Below are 22,940 nucleotides of genomic sequence, written 5' to 3'. Positions count from 1 at the left end.
ATCGAATAAAATTTATTAATACTGAGAGTAAGACCCCCAAGCATCAATAGCGATCGCGCTATGATGCTGGTTGCTCTTGCCCGATGAAAGGTCAAATTCCCAAGGCCCTTGTCAATAGTACCCCGTTTCCGGTTGGGGCTGGGGGACCAGCTCAAAATTAGAGGGATCATGGAGAAATCGAATCGCCTCTTCCTCAAACCTGTGGATATGAAATGCTTCGATGGTATTGGTTTGTCGCATAGCGGCAATATACCCCTCTAAATAAAGGCGCAGATCATCCAGGCGATATCCTCGATTCCACATATCCACTAAGGAGTCCGTGAGTTTTTGATAATGGCGAATGGTTGCAGTATCTTGAAGCATAATTAAAACCTCGCATGGTGTAAAAGTCAGGACTTAATCGGGTGATCCCAATCTATTTTCCTTGAACCGGAGCATTTCCTTTTGTTCCAATCTTGGGGGTTGATACTCCCGGAGCCAGATGGATAAAGAAGGTGTTCAACGGGTCTGAACCCTCACGCTCAGACCCTCTTGGAGCCTGGGCGCTGGGTGAGGGAACCCTCTGGCTCTCATGGGGAGCCTTCAGGAAAACTGGCCTGGGGTGGCACCGCCGCACTGCCCTACTCCTATTTTACTGCCATTTTCTCTAAGGGTCGGGCGATTGTGGCATTGCGATCGCCCGCCTGACGGAATTTCTACCTAAAGGGTCAGTTTATTTGGAATTCCTTAACATTTGCGGGGGACTCAGGGTAGCGGAAGTTACAAAACCCTGACAAAAGGTTTGGTAACCTAAATTCCACCGACGTGAAGGAAACAACTCAGTTGTGGGATCTGTTTGCATTTTAATTGTGGAAGGCAATCCTCATCTGCGATCGCTGTTAGGGTGGCACCTACAGCAAGTAGGATATGGGGTTTATCAATCAGCGGACATCCGTCATGCCCGAGAAATCTTCTATAATCGCCATCCAACGCTAGTCATCCTTGACAACGAATTACCCGATGGCGATGGTCTGGAATTTTGCCGCTGGCTCTACCAGCAGCAAGAAACGTTGATTTTAATTTTATCTGCGCGCAATACCGAATCCGATATTGTAGAAGGCTTGAAATCAGGAGCCGATGACTACCTGAAAAAACCCTTTGGGATGCAGGAATTTCTCGCCCGAGTCGAATCCCTTGTCCGCCGTCATCGCCGAATGACGCCACCGGCCAGCTTAGACTATGGCGACCTGCAAATTGATTTAGTCCAGCGCCGGGTTCGATATCAAGAGGACGCGATCGAACTCACGCCCCAAGAATTTAGTCTGCTGTACGTCCTCGCTCAAGCTGGGGGCCTGCCCATGAGCCGTCCGGAACTGCTCCGCCGAGCATGGCCGGATGCCATTGATAATCCCCGCACGATTGACACTCATGTTCTCTCCCTGCGGAAAAAAATCGAAACTGACCCCCGACAACCTAGCCTGATTCAAACGGTCCGCAATGTGGGCTATCGCTTGAATACTGAAATCCTCAACGCCACGCCCGCCCAACAACCGGAACAAACGACGGGGAAAAAAACCCTGATGCGTCAATTAACTCCAGTCGGCGCGGTTCCACTCTCTCGGGGCTAGACTCCCTTGACGCCTAAAAGGTCCGAGGTTAATTCCCTCAACTCATTCCCATTCTGAGGCAGCCTCTGCTTCCGCTTGGACGATCGCCGATCGCAACCGGGCTGAGTCAATCTGCTCCTCGGGCAGGTCCTCCAAGAGGGTGCCTTTGTGCAAATACAATAAGCGGTTGCAAAACTGCTGGGCGAGGTCGAGTTGGTGATTGACCATAATCAGAGTCGTCTCCGTGTTCAGGGCCACTTCAGCTAAAACTTGTAGGAGGTGCTCAGCGCGACCCACGTCTAAGGCGGAGGTCGGTTCATCTAGTAACAATATCGAAGGCTCAATGACTAAGGCGCGGCATAAGGCCACCAGTTGCCGCTGTCCTACCGATAGCTGCAGTTCTGTTCGCTCCAGCCATTCGGTAGGTAGGTGTAGGCGATCCATCCAAGTCGAGACTCTCTCCTGAATCTGGGGGGATTTCATTCCACGCAGTTTCAGGGGATAGGCGATCGCCGCTTGGACGGTCATGCCTAAGAGTTTTGACTCTTGCAAAACTAGGGTCACTTGCTGACGCAGTTCCAAGACCGGAATTTTTCGGTAATCTTGTCCATCCAGATAGATCGTGCCACGGCTGGGGTCGATGAGTCGAGCAATCAGTCGTAACAGAGAGGTTTTTCCCCCTCCAGAGGGACCCACAATGGCAAGGCGATCGCCTGGGTAAACGTCAAAACAAATCTCATTCAGGATGGGTTTTTCCATCCTCGCCCCTGCGATCGCTGCGTTCAGGCTGACCTGATCCAGCCGCAGTTGAGCATTTTGTTCTATTGGCAAGGGTTTTAAATCTTTTTCTTATGAAGAATCCATCGGTTCCAGTCTATCTCCATGCCGGTTCTCCCGGTTAGAAATCACTGAACCTGGCCCTCCGTTTAACTGCCGAGGTTGATTGCCGTGGCGATCGTCCAAGCATCCATCAACAGCAACATCAGGGTAAATCCCAGCAAAATAAAATACATCCAAGGTTGGGCTAATGGACGCACATCCCGGGTATCAATCCCAGTTTTCGCTTCCACAATTTTGACCAACTCGGAAAACCCGACCACCCGCATCGGTAGCAGATACCCTTGGCCGGATTTACTGACAAAATAGTACACTAGCCCCCCCTGTCCGGTGGTGCGCGGTTTGAGCGCCGCTACCTCATTCCAGGGCAACATCCAGCCCTTACGGATACCCCGGGGAACCCACTGGGGATAGGTAACTTGTATGCCTTCAGCATTGGCGATCGCCCTTTCACTGAGCGCCCCATACACCGCCACCGCCCCCATTGCCAATCCCACCCACAGCACCCCCGGAGAAATCGGTGCGCCGGTAGCTTCGGACAAAAACGGTAAAGGCACCGTCAGGGCAATATATAAGCTCAACAGGGTGACTCGAATTATGGGGGAAATCCGAAATTCCCGGACTTCTATATCTTGGAGTTCAGTTTGAGGTTCAGCGCGATCGCCGATTGGTTCTATTGACACGACCCTTTTTATTGTTAAAAAAATTGACTCGTTGAAAATTTACCGAGATTTGATAGGAGTTGTCCCCCAGACCCGATGGCATCATAACGGATTAAGGTAAATATTTTTGCACCACGGTCCAACCCGTCCAGGATACCCAAGCCAATGCCACAAATAAAATAGCATTGGTGGTGATGTGGAGCGATCGCGCCCAGGGACGCCCGGGAGCAATCTGATTTGCACTCCAAGCCGACAGCACGACCAGTCCTACCACCAACAACCCCGCCCCTAAATGGACCGAATGACCCAGGGACCCATAATGTCCCAGGGTCCCTACAATCCCGACCGCCAAGAGCAGCAAGACTAGGGCCACGAGCGTGATCCCGAAACCATAGTGGAGCGATCGCACCAAAATTCGTCCTCGCGGTTTACGCCCGAGGCGCGCACCATACATCCACAGCCCACTCACCGCGAGTAAGCTGTAGGCCAGTATCGAAAAACCCATTGACCAGGCTGCGATTTTCCACAACCAGAGGAAAGAAGGCAGATCCACAAACTTTTATCCTAAATAGTGGCCTAACTGGTTTGTTTACAGTGAATACCCTTCACCATACTCATCCCAGTCAAATTTAACCTTAACACCCGTTCATCCGAATAGGTGCAAGCCCCATTATTTTTGATCCTTTATTTTTGATTCCTTGTTTTTCACCCAAGGACCTAACTTATTAAATGATAGAGGGTGGCCGCGTTATTAACACTGTCACCCCTCAAATCCTACCTATCTTCATCTTATTAAACCGACGTTAAAGCCGTCATCGAGAATGGATCACTTAAGACTATCCCTTTATTATCAATGGTGGGATTTCTATGGGGACGGTTGGACATTTCCTCCCGAGCTGGTGCAGGAGCAGACGGAGTGGGATCACTCTCATCGATGACTCGGAGGCGTCCACAGGGGATCTTATCCGATAAAATAGCACTAGCCATCATCCCCGTATGAATTTCTAACAGGGCTTCTGGAAACGCCTCAAAAACAAGACGTTGACCGGGAAACACAACCCGCTCAAAATACCAGTTGGGAACGTTACTGACCCGAGCAATCTGGATTTTACTCGTCGCATTGACATAGCAGCACAGAATTTGACCTTGGCGGTCAGCCGGAATGGGATCGAGGATTTGAGCCATAACCTTTATGAGGAGTTTTTTCCAAAAAAAACTTTATACCCTCTAACCGTAACACCAGCCGATCCCCGCAAGCTGTAAACGCGACTACCAACTGAAGAGAATATAGTAAAATTTTTCATTAAAAATAGAAAATTGCAGGGTTAAGGTATGCTGATGAAACCTATCGATCCCCCTTATCATTAGGGGTTTTCCAAGGTGTCCAGGGTGTTACTGGTTCCGGTCATCCTGAATTAGGGACCTGCCCCACTAGAACCCTCGGGTAACGGAATTGCCCCCTTGATCATGCAAATTCCGAGGGCTGATGATATGGTTAAGTTATATGAACCGCTTTTTGTAAAATCTATTCCCCGCTACCGAGATGGAAAATCGCATCCTCTACGTTCGCCTCCCGTGCAATCCCATCTTCCCGATCGGTGTGGTTTACCTAGCCGATTTCGTTCACAAGCTGTTTCCCGAGGTTGAACAGCAGATTTTTGATATGGGAACAGTCCCCCCTCTGGACTTTGCCCAGTCCCTCGATGCCTGTGTCGATCGCTTTCAACCCACTTTACTGGTCTTCTCCTGGCGGGATATTCAAATTTACGCCCCCGTCGGGGGACGCGGAGGCAATCCCCTACAAAATGCTTTTGAGTTTTACTATGCTCGCAATCCCTTGATTAAACTCCGGGGGGCCCTAGGGGGACTGCGAATCACCACAGCCTATTATGGCGAACTCTGGCGCAATCTGGGATTAGTCAAGCGGGGACTGAAACGCGCTCAAACCTATCACCCCGAAGCGAGGGCGATTGTGGGGGGAGGTGCCGTAAGCGTGTTCTATGAACAACTCGGGCGCAGTTTACCCCAGGGGACGATTATCTCCGTGGGGGAAGGGGAGGTGCTCCTGGAAAAATATCTGCGGGGTCAGGATTTTCGGGATGAGCGTTGTTATGTTGTGGGGGAAACGACTCCGCGCGATCGCCTGATCCATGAAAAACCCACAGAAATTGAAAAAACCGCTTGCGACTACGACTACATAGAACGGTTATGGCCTGAGTTTCAATATTATTTGCAAGACCAAGATTTTTATATCGGCGTCCAAACTAAACGCGGTTGTCCCCATAACTGTTGTTACTGTGTTTATACAGTTATTGAAGGGAAGCAGGTCCGGATTAATCCAGCCGATGAAGTGGTCGCCGAAATGCGACAACTGTACGATCGCGGCATCCGCAATTTTTGGTTTACCGATGCTCAATTTATTCCGGCGCGGCGCTATATTAATGATGCGATCGAGTTACTCCAGAAAATTTCCGAGGCCGGAATGGAAGATATCCATTGGGCCGCTTATATCCGCGCTGACAATTTGAACCCGGAATTGTGCGATTTGATGGTCAAAACCGGGATGAATTATTTTGAAATTGGGATTACCAGCGGTTCCCAAGAACTGGTCCGGAAGATGCGGATGGGTTACAACCTGCGAGTGGTTCTGCAAAATTGTCGCGACTTGAAGGCAGCGGGTTTTAATGATTTGGTATCGGTGAATTATTCGTTTAATGTCATTGATGAGACTTATGAAACGATTCGTCAGACCCTGGCCTATCATCGCGAACTAGAACGAATTTTTGGGGAAGATAAGGTGGAACCGGCGATCTTTTTTATCGGGTTACAACCCCATACCCATTTAGAAGAGTATGCGTTTAAGGAAAATATTCTCAAACCCGGTTATGACCCGATGAGCTTGATGCCTTGGACTGCCCGGAAGTTACTCTGGAATCCGGAACCTCTGGGATCGTTCTTCGGTGAGGTTTGTCTGGAGGCATGGCAGCGCAATCCCAATGATTTTGGACGGGAAGTGATGCGAATTTTAGAAGAACGGTTAGGCTGTGCGGAGCTAGAATCGGCGTTATCCGCTCCGATTCTACAGGAACAACAGCCCCGGGCTAAGGTTTCTGCCAATTGAAAATGATGGGGGGCTTGAAAGCCCCCTCTGGTTATTTTTTATGGGGGGATCACTATATTTTTGTCACTCTTGAATCGGTCATTCTAGGAGGTCGTTACACTTGACCTAGCTCAAGAGCTACTGCTTGGGGTTGCGAGTAAAGAAAGGGTTCAGCAGTAACCCCTTATTAAAAATGGTCTGGGAGAAATATTTAAGCTATTCTGTTAAGGATTGCTTATACGTTTAATAATCTAGCTTCAGGTGTTCCGGAAAGTTGAGAGAGGACCTCTTCTCTAACACACAAGAGTGCGGCTAAGGAAAAGACTCGGGTTACGAGATCCGGGGTAATGTGAGGATATTGGCCGAACACTTGCTGTTGCGTCCATCCCGCAGCATATAGCTCAAGGACGAGCTCCGCCAATTGCACCGTTGTTCCGTTCGGCTTGGATTCCTGTTTTTTAGTCATTGGATTTAGGCAGGTGGGCCAAGTCATTTTTTCTTCCATAACCGGGTAAACTCCATTCTAATTATAGGCAATTTCTGTACGGGTGTCTCCCCCCTGTACTGTTCCTTTAATAAAGCTATTGTAAAGATTTGAACTCCCACTTTGGGTAGACTCTGGATCTTGTCAGACTATTCCGGTTGGCAGAGTTCCCCTTGAGGGCCCCAACTGGTCGTGGGTAGCCCTATGTCAGCCCGATCGCGTCCCCCCGAGAGGGCGATCGCACCCATAGCACAGTGGAACTACAGGTGAAACAAATTTTGCAGCCGCTTTCTCACCCAAACCACCGGATTTTTATCATCTTCCGTAGCATCTAACAACCCCATTGTTCGTAATTGCTGTTGCCGCTGGGCTAATTCTTCTTGATGTTTACATAATTCCTGAACGATTTCCTCAGCCAACTCGGGATGCTCCCGCAAGATGCTTTGAAAGCCATTATGATGAATCGTAAACAAAATGGTTTCTTCTAAGGCTCGCACCGATGCGGTTCGAGGAATTCCTAACATTAAAGACAATTCCCCAAAAAACTTGCCTGCCCCTAGGTTAGTCAGATGCTTATTAATTTTTTCCACAAATACCTCCACGGAACCGGATAACACGATATAAAAGGCATCTCCCGGGTCCCCTTCCTGGAATAAAACCTGGGAGGGATACAAGCGTTTCCGATGACCAATTTCGATGAGTTGTCTTAATTCCAGGTCCGTAAAGTTTTGAAAATAAGTCACCTGCCGCAGCAAATCTTTCAGTGATAACGGCTTATTCGAGGTAGCAACTGCTACAGGCTCGGTTATCATCTCCGGACTGTGGCCATTCTGTTGGAATTTTTTTCTCCCCAACCGGCTTAAATCTTCTCCATTTCTAATCCATAAATCCCGTTGCGGGAAGGGGACTGTAATATGATTTTGGCGCAGGTTGTACTCAATAATAAAATTTAAAGAACTCCTAATAAACGGTTCGCGGTCAATCCGGTTTACCCAAACCCACAGTTCAAAGTTGAGGGCATTATCCCCAAAATTTTTAAACAGGACTTTTGGGGGAGGGTCGTGCAATACTGCCGGTTCCATATAAGCCGCATTTAAGAGGGTTTCGGTGACTAAAACCGTGTCACTATTATAGGCAACTCCCACAGGAATTTGAATCCGAGCGTGAAAAGAGTCGTAGCTCCAATTCAGAACTTTATTTTCAACGAGTTTACTGTTCGGAACGACGACATCGCCCCCATCACGGGTCCGGATCAGGGTCGATCGCAGGGAAACTTCTTTGACATAACCTGACATTCCGTCAAATTCTATAAAATCCCCAACCTTGAGTTTTCGTTCTATGAGTAAGGTCAGACCGCTGATAAAGTTGCGGGTCACTTCCTGAAGTCCAAAACCAATCCCAACCCCTAAACCTCCAGCAATGACGAGTAGGGAACCGAGGTTAAATCCGGTACTTTGTAACACAATAATCAGCCCTAACATGGAACTGCTATAGCTGATAATGGTTGCCATTGCTTCGCGGTTTCCTTCGTCAATTCCTAACTTAACGAGCAGCCGATATTTGAGGAACTTTTTGAGGGCGCGGGATAGGAACAAAACAATACAGACCCAGATAATCAGTTGCAACATTGCACTGATTGACACTGAATAGTTGCCGAGGGGAATTGGAGTGGTAAACCAGGAAAGGGATTGTGCTGCTATTCTTTTTAAAGCTTCGTTCATTGATCCTGGATCGAGCGAACAATCGCTCGTTTACTATAGGTTAGGGGAAAGAGGCCAAACCCGGGGGTTTGCTCGCTTCTATGTCCTGTGAGGGATTGAGCGCTTCGTCATCATCTGAAGTATCCACTGCGCGATCGCCCTAGGGTTCGGTTTGGGGGAGGGGTTAGCCTTTGTTGCTATCTCTATCCTGAACTGAGTCTGATTTGCTCCCATTTTGCTCCGATTCTTCTATAGTGATCAAGAATTAGGCCACAATTCCGGAGGGTGTTGAAAGTCCCTTCCTTAGTCTGCTGTCCATCGTTCGATGTTCCGCAAATTCTCACCGGATGGCTACAGGATGAGATCCCGGGGTCAAAAACCGGGGTTCTTGACCCGAATAGGGTGGTAAAGGCTACAATCGACGAAGGGCCATAAACTGAAAAAGCCCCCCTTTGTAGAAAGGAGGGTTAGGGGCGATTGCCTGCGGCATAGCTTCGCTTACCGCGCTGCAATGATGCAGTTCGTCTTAATCTTGCTCCAGGGAATCAGACTGTGACAATGGTCTCTGCCTGGAGGGGAGAGAGCGCAAATTCAAACTGCTGTCCCCGTTGGACAAACCCGAGGAATCCATCTTGTTCCGCATCCGGAAGGGGTCCGGGTTGATACCCATACAACCACATTTTATTTTTGATGGCGTCGGGTAAGGCGACTAATTCCTGGTAATGAGCGTGAACAGTGGTGGGGAATTGAGAGGTTTCACAATCTTGGAAAATCAGGTCCGCTTGCTCGTAATATTCCCCGATTTCTTCCCGACATAATTGGGTATCGGTGCTGAAAAAGATTTGCTTTCCTTCGAGTTCAAAGAACAATCCATAGCTGGGCATGACAAAGTAACCATTATCAATATGGATGACTTTGACCAAATTAAATTGGATATTTTCCCAGATAAAATGTCCATTGCGGGGAACTTTTTCCACCTCAAAAAACGTCTCTAGTTCTGTAACATCGCCTTGGATGGAACGGAGGCCCCCGGAGAGGGTATGGGCCCAGAGGTCCCCAGCTATTTCTTTACTGATATAAAGGCGGGGTCTTTGGCATCGGGGGTCAAATTTGGTGGTAAAGGAAATATATTCCAATCCTCCGGCGTGATCCGAATGCAAATGGCTGATGTAAATATCGGTGATATCCAGATGGGAATATCCCGCCTCATGGAGAGAGAAGCGAATATCAGAACCACAATCAATCAAGAGTTTGGTTCCGCGATCGCTCTCTAACAAAACATTCGATTGATAATTATTGGCTCCCACGGTGAAAGCCGAGCCAGAACCTAAAAAGGTTAATTTCATAGGAGTCCTCTAATCCTCTAATGTCATTTAAACAAGGACGATCGCCCTCAACGATGGAGAAGTCGATCAACCCCTCCCTTAGGACGGAGTAACAGCCAGAATTGACTTATACATCTGTTCTAGGTGAGCCGCCACTGCCGGGGGTTTTGCCGTAAACTTAATGTAAAAACAATGGGGTTCAGCGGCGGGTTTTTCCAAAACCTTGGCATAAATATCTTCCCGGCTGCCCTCGAAATTCCCCTCCAATAAATTGAGCTTGAGATTGGTCAATCCGACGGGGATAATATCCCCGGCTCCCGGTTCGGTTCGCACTTGAGCCCCTTTAGCCGAAAGCTGGACTAAATGACCGATTAGGCGGGTTTCGCTGATGTGCTTTCCTTCCAAAATGGTGTATTGAATGGGGATTTGTTCGCTCAAAGGCAAAAACATCTCTTCTTCCCTGGTTAGGGAGATATGATAAGGCTCTTTAATCCCGCTCACATCATAAATCATCAGCGGATCTTTCACCCCTTTGGGCATCACCTCACGTTTACCCTCAATTTCGACAACATCCTCACCTCCGGCATCGAGGAGAGTCTGCTCAGAAATCAGAATTTGCCCTCCTGTTGTATAAGATTCAATGCGGTAGGTTAAATTGACCTGACTGCCGACGACTCCGTACTTGGTGCGTTTTTCCGAACCGATATTGCCCACGACGACTTCCCCGGTATTGATGCCAATTCCCATTTCCAGTTCGGGCAGTCCCCATTCCACCACTTTGGCATTGACATGACGCATGGCTAACTGCATGGAAATTCCGCAGGCGATCGCCCTTTTTGCATCATCCGGTCGGGAGGTCGGTGCACCAAATAGCACTAAGATACCATCTCCCATAAACTCATCAATGGTTCCCTGGTAAGAGGTAATCACATCGGCCATGTATCCCAGATAAAAGTTGAGAATTTTAACCACTTCTTCTGGAGGCAATCGCTCAGAAAGCGCCGTAAATCCGCGTAAATCTGAGGTGAAAATCGTCAGTTTGCGTCGTTCCCCGCCCATTTTTAATCCTTCCGGATTTTCTAGTAAATTGGCGACGACTTGATCCGTGAGATAGCGACCAAAGGTTTTACGAATATCTCCGGCAGTCCGGGCAACGTAAGCAACGATCGCCGTAGCGGAACCGAGTAAGGCCAAAGCCGGAGGCACCACGGGAATCCACCATCCCAACAGAAATACCCCATAAGTGATTCCCACCAGGGCCACCGCAGACAAAACCGCCGCTGCGGTGCGTTGAACTGAGAGCCATCCTGCGCCCCCGACATAGCGCCATTTCCAGATCAGAAATGCCCCCAGACTGCCCCAGAGGAAAATCCACAACCACTCGTAAGGTTCTTGTATGGTTTTAATCACGGGGCGATCGTCGAGGGCCGCACTAATCATCTGGCTGACGAGAGTGGCGTGAACTTCCACCCCCGCCATGCGGTTGCCCGCTTCTTTGGTATAGGGGGTGAAAAATAAGTCTTGGAAGCTTTCCCCAACGGCTCCAATCAAGATAATGCGATCGCGTCCCCAATCGGGCGGGACTCGATTTCTGAGGATATCCATCAGGGAAACCGTCTCAAAATGTCGGCTGGGACCGGCATAGTTTAACAGGACCTGATAGCCCCCATGATCTGCGCCAACGTAGCCCCCATCGTTCGGTTCAAAGCGAGAGAAAACTTGGTCCCCAAATTTCCAGGATTCGCTCCCGTCAATGGCTTCCGGGGCAATTCCTTCGGCATCGAGATAGAGACCTGCTAGATATAAACTAAAACTGTAGATGAGGTTTCCGGCTTCATCATTCACCATCACCAACCCCCGGCGCTTGACCTGATCTTCATCCAAAATCATGTCATTGGAACCGGCATATTGTAAGCCCGGAGGGGGTGCAATGGTGTCGCGATCGCGGTCCCCGATCACTTTTTGAATTCCCACCAGATTCGGTGTAGATTCAAAAACCTGACGGAGTGCAGCATGACCGGGTTCAACGGGTTGATCCCGATAGACATCTAAGCCGATCGCCCGAGGATTCATGGCTTTGAGATTTTCGATCACTGCCGCATAAACGCGATCGGGAATAATGGCTTGTCCTAATTCGCGCACATCGGCTTCATTAATCCCAACAATGGCAATTCGGTTATCTGGAGGTTCCGAGGGTCGCGCCCTCATATACAGATCGTAGACGGCCCATTCCCAAGGCTGTAATACACCAGTAAAACGCAGGAGGATTACCGCTACCGTTACTGAAGGAGCAGCAATCCAGACCCCGCGCCATTCCCAAACTTGCCGTTTTAATTGATTCCACATCACGGCTTATTCCTTATTTATTTAATTCTGCGATGTTCCAATAGTTTGGATCGGCAGAGGTTCCGAAGCAATGCTTTCTAAGCCGACATATTTTAACAGTCCTTGCCACTCCGTGGGATTAGAATTACGGAATTGGGCAAGCAGACTAACCGCTTCGTTCCATAAGCTTTGGTCAACATACAGTTGCACCTGATCCAGGGGCTGTGCCTGGTCTAATTGAGCTTGCATTTCCTCGGTCAGTTCGGTGGGTTCGATTTGACCCTGCACGAATACATCGGCTTGGCGGTCTCCCGGATCGCAGATTAGGCTAAACTGCCAATCATAGACTTTGCCAATTTCCAGGTCGGTATTGGCAGGGAGGCTGACCTTGACGACGCCCGGGGCCTCGGATAGCTGGAAGGTAGAGAGATAAACGTCATTGCCATTCCCATCAACAATCACAAATTCTCCCGAATCTGCGCTATTTTTGGGGACAAACATGAAAAATTCCGGGTTGGGCGTGACGGTTTTGACGATATCATGGGTGGGCATTAAGGGGGTCAAGGGGGATTCACCCTCGATGCAAGTGTCATTCCCATTGCCTCGAACTCCTCCCCCGGCGCTACTGCGGGGACCACCGATGTTGCGGGGTGCAGAAGGGAAGTTGAGGGCGAGGAGTTGCCCCGGCTGAGATTGGGCGCGGACGGGGGAGAATCCCGAAAGGGTGACCAAAGCCGGAGACAGGACCACTGCCAGGATACTCATTAAGTGAATCAGTTTGGGCGATCGCATGATAGTAAAACCTCCGCATCAACAATTGAAGAAGGATGAGCCTGTAAAAACAAGATAATAAACGTGGAAAAGAATCGGGAAAAATTGACAGTTTAGCTCAGATTGTGCTCTACCGCTATCATACTTCCGAATTCTGAGAAACGGATGTGATGTGAAACAAGCAGTGGAGTGTCAATTGAAAATGACGCGGATTTTCCGGGACTGATTCTCAATATTGAGCGACTAAAGGGCGATCGCGCTTTTTTGAGTCATGATCGCACCGCTGTCATTTTTAGTTAGATTCTTGATCACCCTGGGTTTCATCCGGTTTTACTCGGCTTCCTCTCCTCCCTTGACAAGTTATTTCCCCTACTGTTCCATCTTCCCGTCACGGCATCCGCTTCAATTGGGCGATCGTCGCAATCCAACGCCGTCGTTCTCCATGTTCGAGACGGAGAATTTCATCTAAGGACCAGTGAAAGTGAAAGGCGATCGTCGCTACCTCTTGGTACAGCTGCTCCAAGGGGTAGCCCAGAACTCCCCCAAAGGTATCCCCTCCACTTCAGACGGGTTTATTTGGGTATAAAACTCTCGTAAATAAATAAAATCCGTTAAAAACAGTTGTTCTAATAACTCCGGCGTCACCGATGAAAACCCTCCTAGATGGGTAATCACCCGAGAGAGGAGAAAGATGATTTTATAAGCGGGATTTTCTTGAGTCCGAAGGTCTTTGCTCACCCATATTTCATCATGACCCGTCGCCCTTCGCATCCCCCCTTGTCGATGCAGACTGCCCTCCCCATCCACCACTCCCACGGGGAGGGTAAATGTAAACTCAGTATGAGGTATCGTTTCCCGATTCATGGCATCACCTCACTCATGAGTAGGAGGGTCCCGGGAGGGCTGGGGGTGACAGGGGTTCTGAGTTTGGATCCCCCTGATTTTCGAGTTCGTTAATTTGACGATAAAAGGTTTGAAGATAATTCAAGTCTACGGCAAATAGATTCTCGATCGCCAAGGGAGTCACCTGTTCTAAAGCACCCAACCGGGTAATCACCCGAGATAAAATAATCACCGTGGCGTATGCCGGATTCGATTTGACCCGAGGGTCTCGCAGGGGAGCAATCTCATCGATCGCCCGGGATAAACGCATCACCCCTTGGCGGTGCAAGTTGCCGGAGCTATCGAGATACCCTTTGGGTAACGTAAACTCAAACTCGGTCTGAATCATCCTGACTTGGCCCTACCATTACACCACCTTAACCCGTTTTAACTCTTCCACAGCCACTTCTAGTTCTTCTATTTCCAAGTCACCGCTACTGACACTGACATCAGAAATAGAATAGCTCACCGGCCATGCCCGTTTAAACTCAAATCTAACCTGAGCCTGTGCTCCTTGATCATAAAGGGTTAAGGAGCCATCTCGCCGCTGTACGGCCCAAGATCCTTCTTGAATTGCTTCCAACCAATTCCAGACGGTCATGGACACGGTTAGACCGCGACGCAGGGTTAAATTGGTATAGCTGATATTCCCCGGAATTTTAGTCCGGATCATCCGCCCTCGGGATTTACCATCTTTGCCCCACATTTGGGGGGTGACTTCGCAGATTTCAATGATTTCCTGGCTAGTTTTAAACCCTTTACACTCCATAAAGTAGGCATCGATCGCATCGACACTATCGGCTAGGTGAAGTTCTAGGTAAAATCGCGAAGTTGCAAGTAATTCAGGAAATTCAGGCACGGTTTAATCTCCGGCAAACAAGTTGCATCGCGGTGAGCGGATCCGATGGGTGCATTGATTCGGGGCGATCGCCAATGGAGTCAGGAGGGGTCTTCCCTCTTCGAGGGAGGGGCAATCCCACTCCGTTGACTGTCCATCCCTCTTTCATGAAACGCGCTTATTTCGTGCGTTCCACATACTCATAACAAAACGTGATCGTTTCTTTGAGGGACTGATTTCCCGCCGCATCTAACTCCGACATTTTATAAGTCATCGGCATCACCCCTTTAAAGGTCCAGGTTGCGGAGGGTGATCCATCTTGCTTGAACACCGTCAAGGTTGCCTGATCGGTTTTCCCTTTGGTTCCCGTCGCACCGCCCAAGTCTGGCGTTGAGTGGGAATCGTAAAACCACTTGGAAACCGCTTTAGGGTCTTTACTAGAGGTCACAAACGTCACGGTGACATCGCTCGATTCTACAGCGGACGGTGCAGCTTGACGATTGACCTTACTTCCAGTTTTTACCCCAAATGCACCATCGGCATTGGTCACGGGAATGGTCATTTTCACTCCCGAAACCGATTCCACCAATAGATCTTTGCCCAACCCATCGGCGGCAAATTCAAATCTAGCCTGAGAAAGTGGTTCCTTATCGACTGGCATTGTTCTACTCCTTTTTTCTTTCCCTAATTACTTTCCCAAAACAAGGCGTCTATTTCTACAAAAAAATTGGGCTGGATTCTACCAAAAATTAGAAATCTACTGCTTCCGTTCGACACTTTCTACATTCAGTTCAAATTTTTCTGTCAGAAATTGATCGCCACTGACATTAAATTCACTGACTTCATAGCTGACTATCTGACAGCTTTTGAGGTTATAGGTTAAGACTGCTTTCGCATCGGGATCGAAGATAGTAATCGCCGCATCGGAAAAATTACCGCTCCATTTTCCATCCCCTCCGTAAGTGGCAGGCATTCCTTTTTTAAAAATGTCGTAAAGGGTTTTAACGCCATCTTGGAGGACTGCTTCAATGGTAACATTTTGGTTGTTATAGTAGCCAGTTGAAACAGTTTGCCGGGACATTTGAGCATTTTTCCCCGAGGCGATGGGGGATTTATGTCCTGCGGTTTTGGCTTGGACATCAATGCCACTAATTTTAAGTAGTGGAAATTCTTTTCCTCCGTAAGTAAATGAAAACCTATTCGAGGAAATTACAAACAGATCTGCCATTTTTTTACTCCTTGAAGCTTGAAACTGAGTGAGAACAGTTGGGTTTCAGTCATCCTTAGCCATGACTGTTGTTGGTCCTTTGTCATTAGTCCTTTGTCATTAGTCCTCAATGACCAACGACTAACGACCAATGACTAATGACATAAGACCAATGACCAATTTATTGGCCCGGTGCCCATTGGCTGATGCGGAAGATCACGAATTCGGCGGGTCGCACAGGAGCGACTCCGACTTCGATGTACAGACGACCCATCATCATGGTGTCGGCGGTGTTGAGTTCGCCGTCGCACTTGACAAAGAAGGATTCTCCTGCAGTACCGCCCACCAATGCGCCCTGACGCCAGAGACCTTCTAGGAAGCTGGAAACAGTGCGGGTGACTCGTCCCCAGAGGGTGGAATCGTTGGGTTCAAATACGACCCACTGAGTGCCGATTTCAATGGATTTCTCGATATAGCTCATCATCCGACGCACGGGAATGTAACGCCATTGGATGTTATCGGGTTCGGCTAGGGTGCGTGCGCCCCAGATTTTGATGCCGCGATTGTAGTTTGAGAAGTTACGGATACAGTTGATCCCCAGGGGGTTCAATAGTTCTTGTTCGCGGAAGTTGGTTTCGTAAGCTAGACCAATCACACCCCGGGGAGTATCGTTGGCGGGAGCTTTGAACAGACCCCGGGTTTCATCGGTGCGACACCAAACGCCCATCATGTGACCGCAGGGGGGAATGGCGATAGGACGACCGCCGTTGCGGGGGTTGGCGACTTTGATCCAGGGATAGTAAAGGGCGGCAAACATGGACCGGCGGTTAAATCCTTCGCGTAACCATTTGGCTACATCTTGGGGTTTTTGCTGTTCGGGAGCAACGGCGCGGTTCTCATTTTTTCCGGGTTTGATCGGGGGTGGGTCGAGAACAACCATGCGGAACGGGGGACTGGGAGCAGAGTTTTCACACATACTCACCATCATTTCCATCACACCATGTACTTGGTCGATGTCCATGAGTCCTTCTTGATAGACGCGCATCAGGTCAGGACAGGCGATCATGGCTACGTCGTCAATTTCAAAGATCCCTTGGACGCCGGTGCGATCGTCGCGTTTGCCTTGGAGTTCTCGGGGTAGGCGATCGGGGTCTTGAATGAAGGGGGGTGGGGGGGCAACTTCGTAGGTGCCATTGCCGGGACGCTTGGAGAGGGGCGAGATGGCTCCTAGACCTTCGGGGATGCTGACATCGATCGCTTCAGATTCCTGCAATGCGGTCAAGACATAGGTGCCTAACTCGGCCTCTACATCTTCTTTCATGGTCAGGTTCTCGTAGGTCTCCAGTACCGTATCCCCTCGTCTGACGGTAACCTTGAAGAATTGACCATCATCAATGGGGGGCTCGGCATCTTCATCTTCTGGGGGCTTCGGGGTGCTGCTTTCCACTTTGACCGTCACCCGTCCGGTTGCTGCCGGAAGTGCTGGCGCGTCCCCATCTTCGGTTTCCCCTGCGGCTCCTTTGAGGTTGAATAATAGGGCGGGACGACCGGAGGAGGTGAGCAATTTCGTGGCAGTTTTTTCCGGCGGTGCGGGTTCAGAACCGGGGAGTTTGGTCCCAATACTGCTCACCCAACAGCGACCGCCGCCATTCAAGAACCATCCGTAAACAGCAAAGGGGAGGTACGCATCGAAGTCGGTAAACCCATCAGAACCGGGTTTGCCAAAATACTCTAGGTATTGATCCCAGGTGGTGACCATCATGGGTTGAAAGACTTCGGCATCACCACGGACATCTTCGGTAAAGCCGATAAAGCCAGGAACGCTGAGACTGACGCCTTCGATCGGGCGACTACCTCGGTCTACTTCTTCAACGTAGACGCCAGGAGCAAAATAATCCAAGGGCATGAGTGGTTGTTCTCCAATTAATAGATAGTTAGATCTACAATGGTTAGCCAACAGGTGTGCTTCGGGTCGGTTCGAGCCTCCGCCAAAACACGGTTAGTTCGCTAACGCCTGTTATTGAATTGAGGTAAAAGCAATTTCCTTCATAGCGGGTTCAGTTTGGCTGGTGAACGGAACAGTTACAGTTAGATACAAACCCGGACGTAGTGGTACGCCTAATGCAGTCCAAATTGCTGCAATTTCACTCAGCCTATCCGCAGAAATCCTCATCGGTAAAGTTCCCTTGCCTCGCAAGGCTGGAGCTAAACGTTCGGACGGTAAACAACGGTGCTGGATGAGCACAGTCAATGCTTCTGACAACAGGTGCTGCTCCCCTAGGGCGGTCACATCCCAAGCCGTGAGCAGAAACGAGACATCAAACCAAAGGGTTGAGGCGTCGGTCTGTTGATGGGAGGGTTGCATTTGGGGGTTTTCCCGAACGTCGTAGCAGTAGAGGTTGAGCCTCGGAGCCTGATTGTTCAGCTCGGGAGTTGGAGAATTGAAATCAATTTGCTCCATACTGACCGATGAGGTCCCGCCTGCCAGGATTTCTGCTAAGGTCTGAGCAACAGCAGGAATCATAAACCGGGGTGATTAGGCAGCTACAGGTTATAGATTAATGAGATTGATGGAGTCTGGTTATTAGACTTTGGTCGAAATTTTAAAATTTGTGTGGAATTTTAATATTTTTGAGAATCTGAGGTTAAGGTAGGTTGGACTGTCCTTCTATGGGGATTTATAAGACTATCCCCAAAAAGAACCGACTATAAAGAAGAGTAGGTATGGAACCGTTGAGTCTTGGAACGTTTTTGTCTGGCTCTGAAATGCTTTTTACCTCCGCTATCGCGGAATTCTCCTTGGGAGAGACCAGACCCGTGAGAAACCCCACTCCTTCGCGATCGCAATCCCTAGCCATTGAGTCAGTCTGTCACCAGCAGATTCAGCAGATCCTCGGCTATCTGCCTTTGGTCGGTGCCTGGATTGTTTACCCGGATTTTGAGGAGGGACAACTTCGACGTTGGGTGGGTGAAGCGAGGGCCGATCGCCCGGAATTTAATGAGGCGGAGTTATCTTACCTAAAGTCTGAGGTTTGGTTACCCCCTGAGTTGCCGTTAGCTCGTCTGTCTCAACTCAATGCCTATTATGTTTACCCCCTCCCTCCCTTGGTTGATGGGGCTTCCAGCAAGTGTCTCCGGAAGATAGACTCCGATTTGGGTGGGTTATCAGAGTGCCTCTCCACGGGGATTGTTCCCCAGGGCGATCGCGCTGAATCTGTAGAGACCACAGCCCACGGTGAGAATCATCCCTCTTCTGAACTCGCTCCAAGCTGTTCCTATCTCCTGTTATGGGCTGCTCAATCTCTGTCGCCCTTACAGGTAGAATTTGTCGAACAACAGATGCCCATGCTCCACCATTATCTCCGGGGTGCTCTTACCTCGAACTGCCAATCTGAAGAACTTCAATTACTGCGGCAATCTCTCCATAAGGCGGAACATCAATTGCGGAATTCTCTGGCTCTGATTAGCCTTTATGCTGAAACCCTTTGTCTGGGATTACCAACGGGTCCCTTTCAAGAACAAGCTACAGTGATTCGGGAATCGGTCAGTGAACTCAGTGCTAACTTAACCACCTTACTCAATTGCGGAAAACCGGCTCAGAAATTGCCGGAACATCGCCATGATTTATGCCAGATTGTCGAGGAAACTCTCAAATTCATGCAACCCAGATTCCAGGAAAAAGATATCAAGGTTGAGGCTTCTAAAACTTCCGTGATGCTCCCCCTAGATCGATGGCAAATCAAACAGGTGTTTGAGAATCTCTTGAATAATGCGATCGCCTTTACTCCCCTCGGCAGTCGGATTACTTGCGAGTGGCGAGTTTTTTATAATGAGGTGCTGGTCTCCGTGAGGGATCAGGGTTTGGGCCTTTCCCGAGAAGACCTGCAACAGGCATTTACCCCCTTTTATACCCGACGACCTGGGGGAACTGGATTGGGGTTACCCATTGCCAAAAAAATTATCCTGGACCATCAGGGCAGCATTTGGGTCCAAAATCATCCCGAAGGTGGGGCGCTCTTTTCTTTTACCCTGCCCCGTTATCCTCAATCGGATTAGCCATTTTCATCCGATGAGAGGTGCGAAATTTGGGGTGCATTTTAAACTTAAAAAAAGAGGATTTATTCTATGGTTTTTCATTTCAGTTAACCCTGTTTTCCAAGGATTGTAAAGCCTGTCGATACCCCCAGTAAATTCCTTTATTTTTAATATTTTGTCCATCATTTTTCAACCCTACCCCGTAAAACCATGAACACCCCTCAGTTAGTCTCTATTCTACTCGTCGATGACGATCCGATATTTCGTCAGGGATTAAAAACCCTGATCAGTTTTTACAATAATAACGGTTTATTTAGGATGGATGTGGTTGGAGAAGCACCTTCAGTCGATCAAGCCTTAAAGGTGGCTTCTCAACAACATCCCGCTTTAATATTACTGGATTTAGAATTAGCTCAAACCGATGGTATAGAGGCATTGCTACGATTGCGAGAACAATCTTTTCAAGGGAAGGCGATTGTCTTATCCGCCCATCATGAAGATGAAGCCGTCTTTCGGGCCATGCAAGCGGGGGCGCGGGGGTATGTGTTTAAAGAGTCTGTGGCGAAACAACTCTGGGATGCCATGACTACAGTGATGAAGGATGAAGTCTATTTAGCCCCCGAGGTAGCAACGAGTTTTTTCCGCATCTTTCATTTTTATTCCGGTCATTCTCTGCAAGGGTGTAAAAATATCCGTTTAACTGATCGCGAACGGGAAGTGTTAGAATGGTTAGTCAAAGGGGCTTCCAATGAGGAAATCGCAGGTCACCTTTACGTTACGGTTGCAACAATTAAAGCCCACTTAACCGCTATTTTTGAAAAACTCGGTGTCAGCAGTCGAACTCAGGCGATTGTCAAAGCATTAAAAGTCGGTTTAGTTGCCAGTTAATCTCCCCTGGAATAATTCAGAAACCGGGTTTCTTGCCTAAATCTGGGCTAGGTATAGGGTGAGAAACTCGGGTTTTTAAATACTTTCTAACCCCCGGTTTATAGGCATTCCCGGACAATTACCGCCGTTGACATAAAATCCACCGCAACTCCATCGGGGGTTTCCCTTGGTTGTTTAAGGGAAATAAATTTTCACCCTGACACCATTTGATAAACCATCCGGTTGGGGGCCATGCGGCAGTCGGGAGATGTTCCCGTTCGTACTCTACAACGGACTCATCGGATAAGACCGTTAGGGGCAATCTCTCCATCGCTGCGGCGAGTTCTGACCGGGTAAAAATACAGGACCAGGTGACCTGGGATAGTTCTCGGGTGAGGTTGTCCGGTTCATAGTCATCCACGGCTAAGAACAGACTAAATAATAATAAACCCCCCGGACGTAAGGTATCGCAAATTCGGGCTAACAACTGGCGGAGGGGATCGACGGACCCAAAATGGGAGGCAATCACTTCACAGAGTATCACCCCTTGATAATAGGCGGGTTGTAGCTTGACTTGGCGATCGAGGATATCCCCGAGAATCCCTCGGACCGGCAATTTCTGTTTTTGGGCCGCCTCTTGGATTTGTTCGACAAAGGCCGGGGTTAACTCCACGGCATCCACAGGATAACCTTGTTGGGCTAAGGGTAGGGTATTTCGACCTGTTCCAGCCCCGATATCTAAGATCGGGGAATCGGCTGGATCGGTAAATTGGGCCGCTATTGCCATGACTTTGGCATCGGGATGGGTGCCAAATAAGGGGGGTTCGCGTTGTTTTACCCAATCCTGGTACTGATCGGCGACGGAGGAAATAAACGGTTTGAGTTGCAGGGTCACCCCCTGGGGGCTCGGTTCATAGGCGAGAATTAATTTGGAATGGGGAGAGGTGGCAAATCCAGAGATTAACTGTTTTTCCAGTTCTTTCGGCAGTTTGGCGAGGGTGGAGGGTTCGATGACGCTGTTGAAACTGCTCAACAAGGCGGTGATCTGTTGCAGATACAGTTGCAACAACTCAGGAACACAGGGGAACAGGATTTCGCCTCGGGCTTGAAACTGGCTTTGCAGGTGTTGGAAGTGTTTCTCGTGAATGGGGGGGTGGGGTAGGGGTTCGCGGGTAACGGGAGAAGATGGGGTTTTGGTAGGGAACATCAGGGTTAGGGGGTGGAGGGGTTACAAACGGCGGCAGAGAATCCAACGCAATTCTAGGGGGGGAAAGGCGTTGGGGAGATGGAACATATTTCGGCCTTGGGACCAGGTGGGATACCAACTGGTGGGGGGCCATGCGGAGGCGGGGAGATGGTCCCGTTCGTATTCAAACGCGGATTCGTCGGATAAGAGTTGCAGGGGGAGGTTTTCCATTGCGGTGGTCAGTTCGTCCCGGGTAAAGAGGGTACACCAGGAGGATTGGGAGAGTTCTACGACGAGGCGATCGGGTTGGTAGTCTTGGAGGGGGAGGAAGAGGTTGAATAAGATGAATCCCCCGGGAAGTACGGCATCACTGAGTTTGGCGAGTAGGAGTCGCAGTTCGGAGGGGTCGCGAAAATGGGAGAGGACTTCGGAGACGATCGCCAGTTGGTAATAGGCGGGGGGCAGTTTCAGGGGGCGATCGAGGATGTTCCCCGGGATGACTCGCAGGGGTAAGTTTTGGTGATGGGCGGTTGCCTGTAGGTCCTGGATAAAGACGGGGGCGAGTTCTACGGCATCCACAGGATGACCCCGTTGGGCTAGGGGAATGCTATTGCGACCCGTCCCGGCACCGATGTCTACGATGGGGGCATTAGCGGGATTGTCAAATTGGGCGGCAATGGCAGTCGCCTTGGCATCAGGATAGGCCCCAAACAGTGGCGGTTCTTTGGTTTTGACCCATTTTTGATATTCTTCCGCTAGGGAAGGGGTCAACAATGAGACTTGGAATTTTAACTGGGAACTGTCGTATGGTTGGGGTTCGTAGGTGAGGACGATTTTGGCATGAGGGGAGGTTTCAAATCCCTCTTGAAGTTTACGCCACAGACTTTGGGAGAGGTGAGTCACCCCGTCATGGTCCAGGTTTTGCCCGAGGGCGTTCAACAGTTGGGCAATGGAGTTGAGGTAATGTTCCAAGAGGGCGGGGATACAAGGCATGACGATTTGACCGCGCCCTTGAAATCGATGCTGGAGTTGGGCAAGGGGTCCCGGTTGCAGGGTGGGTGGGTCGGTTAATGGTTGGTTTTCAGGGGTGGAAGAATCTATTACGGGGTTGGAATACATGATGGCAGGGGGATTT

Annotated in this window: 25 protein-coding genes; 5 read left to right on the top strand and 20 right to left on the bottom strand. The window is 49.4% G+C overall.

The window, feature by feature from the left end:
- Positions 1-111: 111 nt before the first annotated feature.
- A complete protein-coding gene (locus NG795_RS04600) occupies positions 112-363 on the bottom strand; it encodes a DUF6761 family protein (protein ID WP_367287489.1) in 252 nt (83 codons plus the stop codon).
- A 186-nt stretch (positions 364-549) separates the two neighbouring features.
- Between NG795_RS04600 and NG795_RS04595 the strand changes: the two genes are divergently transcribed.
- Positions 550-687, top strand: coding sequence for a hypothetical protein (locus tag NG795_RS04595; protein ID WP_367287488.1), 138 nt, complete (start codon positions 550-552; stop codon positions 685-687).
- A 137-nt stretch (positions 688-824) separates the two neighbouring features.
- Positions 825-1,607: a response regulator transcription factor gene (locus NG795_RS04590; RefSeq protein WP_367287487.1), complete on the top strand. Its 783-nt coding sequence runs from the start codon at positions 825-827 to the stop codon at positions 1,605-1,607.
- Between the two features lie 42 nt (positions 1,608-1,649).
- Here the strand turns inward: NG795_RS04590 and NG795_RS04585 are convergent, their stop codons facing one another.
- From NG795_RS04585 to NG795_RS04570, 4 genes are all read right to left on the bottom strand, one after another.
- The gene (locus tag NG795_RS04585) at positions 1,650-2,417 is read right to left on the bottom strand and encodes an ABC transporter ATP-binding protein (protein WP_367287486.1); all 768 of its coding nucleotides are present in this window, start codon (positions 2,415-2,417) and stop codon (positions 1,650-1,652) included.
- Positions 2,418-2,512: 95 nt separating this feature from the next.
- Positions 2,513-3,091 carry a hypothetical protein gene (locus NG795_RS04580; protein WP_367287597.1) on the bottom strand — a complete coding sequence of 193 codons (579 nt, stop codon included), beginning with the start codon at positions 3,089-3,091 and terminating at the stop codon, positions 2,513-2,515.
- Positions 3,092-3,197: 106 nt separating this feature from the next.
- Entirely contained in the window at positions 3,198-3,638 is a 441-nt protein-coding gene (locus NG795_RS04575; protein WP_367287485.1) for a DUF4079 domain-containing protein, read from the bottom strand.
- A 239-nt stretch (positions 3,639-3,877) separates the two neighbouring features.
- The gene (locus tag NG795_RS04570) at positions 3,878-4,270 is read right to left on the bottom strand and encodes a DUF1830 domain-containing protein (protein ID WP_367287484.1); all 393 of its coding nucleotides are present in this window, start codon (positions 4,268-4,270) and stop codon (positions 3,878-3,880) included.
- A 358-nt stretch (positions 4,271-4,628) separates the two neighbouring features.
- On the opposite strand from NG795_RS04570, the gene NG795_RS04565 reads away from it, so the two are divergent.
- Entirely contained in the window at positions 4,629-6,206 is a 1,578-nt protein-coding gene (locus tag NG795_RS04565; protein WP_367287483.1) for a photosystem II high light acclimation radical SAM protein, read from the top strand.
- 214 nt (positions 6,207-6,420) lie between these two features.
- On the opposite strand, the gene NG795_RS04560 is transcribed toward NG795_RS04565, so the two are convergent.
- The 13 genes from NG795_RS04560 to NG795_RS04500 all read right to left on the bottom strand — a co-directional run bounded on the left by NG795_RS04560 (position 6,421) and on the right by NG795_RS04500 (position 18,241).
- Positions 6,421-6,651: a DUF433 domain-containing protein gene (locus NG795_RS04560; RefSeq protein ID WP_367287482.1), complete on the bottom strand. Its 231-nt coding sequence runs from the start codon at positions 6,649-6,651 to the stop codon at positions 6,421-6,423.
- Positions 6,652-6,929: 278 nt separating this feature from the next.
- Positions 6,930-8,390: a mechanosensitive ion channel domain-containing protein gene (locus tag NG795_RS04555; protein WP_367287481.1), complete on the bottom strand. Its 1,461-nt coding sequence runs from the start codon at positions 8,388-8,390 to the stop codon at positions 6,930-6,932.
- Between the two features lie 524 nt (positions 8,391-8,914).
- Entirely contained in the window at positions 8,915-9,715 is an 801-nt protein-coding gene (locus tag NG795_RS04550) for an MBL fold metallo-hydrolase (protein WP_367287480.1), read from the bottom strand.
- Between the two features lie 78 nt (positions 9,716-9,793).
- Positions 9,794-12,040: a CHASE2 domain-containing protein gene (locus NG795_RS04545; protein WP_367287596.1), complete on the bottom strand. Its 2,247-nt coding sequence runs from the start codon at positions 12,038-12,040 to the stop codon at positions 9,794-9,796.
- Positions 12,041-12,061: 21 nt separating this feature from the next.
- A complete protein-coding gene (locus NG795_RS04540) occupies positions 12,062-12,811 on the bottom strand; it encodes a DUF928 domain-containing protein (protein ID WP_367287479.1) in 750 nt (249 codons plus the stop codon).
- A 367-nt stretch (positions 12,812-13,178) separates the two neighbouring features.
- A complete protein-coding gene (locus NG795_RS04535; protein WP_256556194.1) occupies positions 13,179-13,313 on the bottom strand; it encodes a DUF6760 family protein in 135 nt (44 codons plus the stop codon).
- Positions 13,289-13,654: a hypothetical protein gene (locus tag NG795_RS04530; RefSeq protein WP_367287478.1), complete on the bottom strand. Its 366-nt coding sequence runs from the start codon at positions 13,652-13,654 to the stop codon at positions 13,289-13,291. The genes NG795_RS04535 and NG795_RS04530 overlap by 25 nt, the downstream gene beginning before the upstream one ends.
- A 13-nt stretch (positions 13,655-13,667) precedes the next feature.
- Positions 13,668-14,021 carry a hypothetical protein gene (locus NG795_RS04525; RefSeq protein WP_367287477.1) on the bottom strand — a complete coding sequence of 118 codons (354 nt, stop codon included), beginning with the start codon at positions 14,019-14,021 and terminating at the stop codon, positions 13,668-13,670.
- An 18-nt stretch (positions 14,022-14,039) separates the two neighbouring features.
- On the bottom strand, positions 14,040-14,531 hold the full coding sequence (locus tag NG795_RS04520; RefSeq protein ID WP_367287476.1) for a phage tail protein: 492 nt from the start codon (positions 14,529-14,531) through the stop codon (positions 14,040-14,042).
- A gap of 157 nt (positions 14,532-14,688) precedes the next feature.
- Entirely contained in the window at positions 14,689-15,171 is a 483-nt protein-coding gene (locus NG795_RS04515) for a phage tail protein (RefSeq protein ID WP_367287475.1), read from the bottom strand.
- Between the two features lie 96 nt (positions 15,172-15,267).
- The gene (locus NG795_RS04510; RefSeq protein WP_367287474.1) at positions 15,268-15,738 is read right to left on the bottom strand and encodes a phage tail protein; all 471 of its coding nucleotides are present in this window, start codon (positions 15,736-15,738) and stop codon (positions 15,268-15,270) included.
- 160 nt (positions 15,739-15,898) lie between these two features.
- Positions 15,899-17,623, bottom strand: coding sequence for a phage tail sheath family protein (locus NG795_RS04505; protein ID WP_367287473.1), 1,725 nt, complete (start codon positions 17,621-17,623; stop codon positions 15,899-15,901).
- A gap of 111 nt (positions 17,624-17,734) precedes the next feature.
- Positions 17,735-18,241: a Pvc16 family protein gene (locus NG795_RS04500; RefSeq protein ID WP_367287472.1), complete on the bottom strand. Its 507-nt coding sequence runs from the start codon at positions 18,239-18,241 to the stop codon at positions 17,735-17,737.
- A gap of 293 nt (positions 18,242-18,534) precedes the next feature.
- Here NG795_RS04500 and NG795_RS04495 point away from each other — a divergent pair, with 293 nt between their 5' ends.
- Together NG795_RS04495 and NG795_RS04490 are read left to right on the top strand one after the other, a co-directional pair.
- Positions 18,535-19,773 carry a sensor histidine kinase gene (locus NG795_RS04495; protein WP_367287471.1) on the top strand — a complete coding sequence of 413 codons (1,239 nt, stop codon included), beginning with the start codon at positions 18,535-18,537 and terminating at the stop codon, positions 19,771-19,773.
- 189 nt (positions 19,774-19,962) lie between these two features.
- Positions 19,963-20,640, top strand: coding sequence for a response regulator (locus NG795_RS04490; protein ID WP_367287470.1), 678 nt, complete (start codon positions 19,963-19,965; stop codon positions 20,638-20,640).
- Positions 20,641-20,758: 118 nt separating this feature from the next.
- Here the strand turns inward: NG795_RS04490 and NG795_RS04485 are convergent, their stop codons facing one another.
- Both NG795_RS04485 and NG795_RS04480 read right to left on the bottom strand, forming a co-directional pair.
- A complete protein-coding gene (locus tag NG795_RS04485) occupies positions 20,759-21,826 on the bottom strand; it encodes a class I SAM-dependent methyltransferase (RefSeq protein WP_367287469.1) in 1,068 nt (355 codons plus the stop codon).
- Between the two features lie 21 nt (positions 21,827-21,847).
- The gene (locus NG795_RS04480) at positions 21,848-22,924 is read right to left on the bottom strand and encodes a class I SAM-dependent methyltransferase (protein WP_367287468.1); all 1,077 of its coding nucleotides are present in this window, start codon (positions 22,922-22,924) and stop codon (positions 21,848-21,850) included.
- Between the last annotated feature and the right edge of the window lie 16 nt (positions 22,925-22,940).

The organism is Laspinema palackyanum D2c (assembly GCF_025370875.1).
GTDB classification, from domain to species: Bacteria; Cyanobacteriota; Cyanobacteriia; order Cyanobacteriales; family Laspinemataceae; genus Laspinema; species Laspinema palackyanum.
This window is presented reverse-complemented; position numbering and strand designations above follow the sequence as displayed.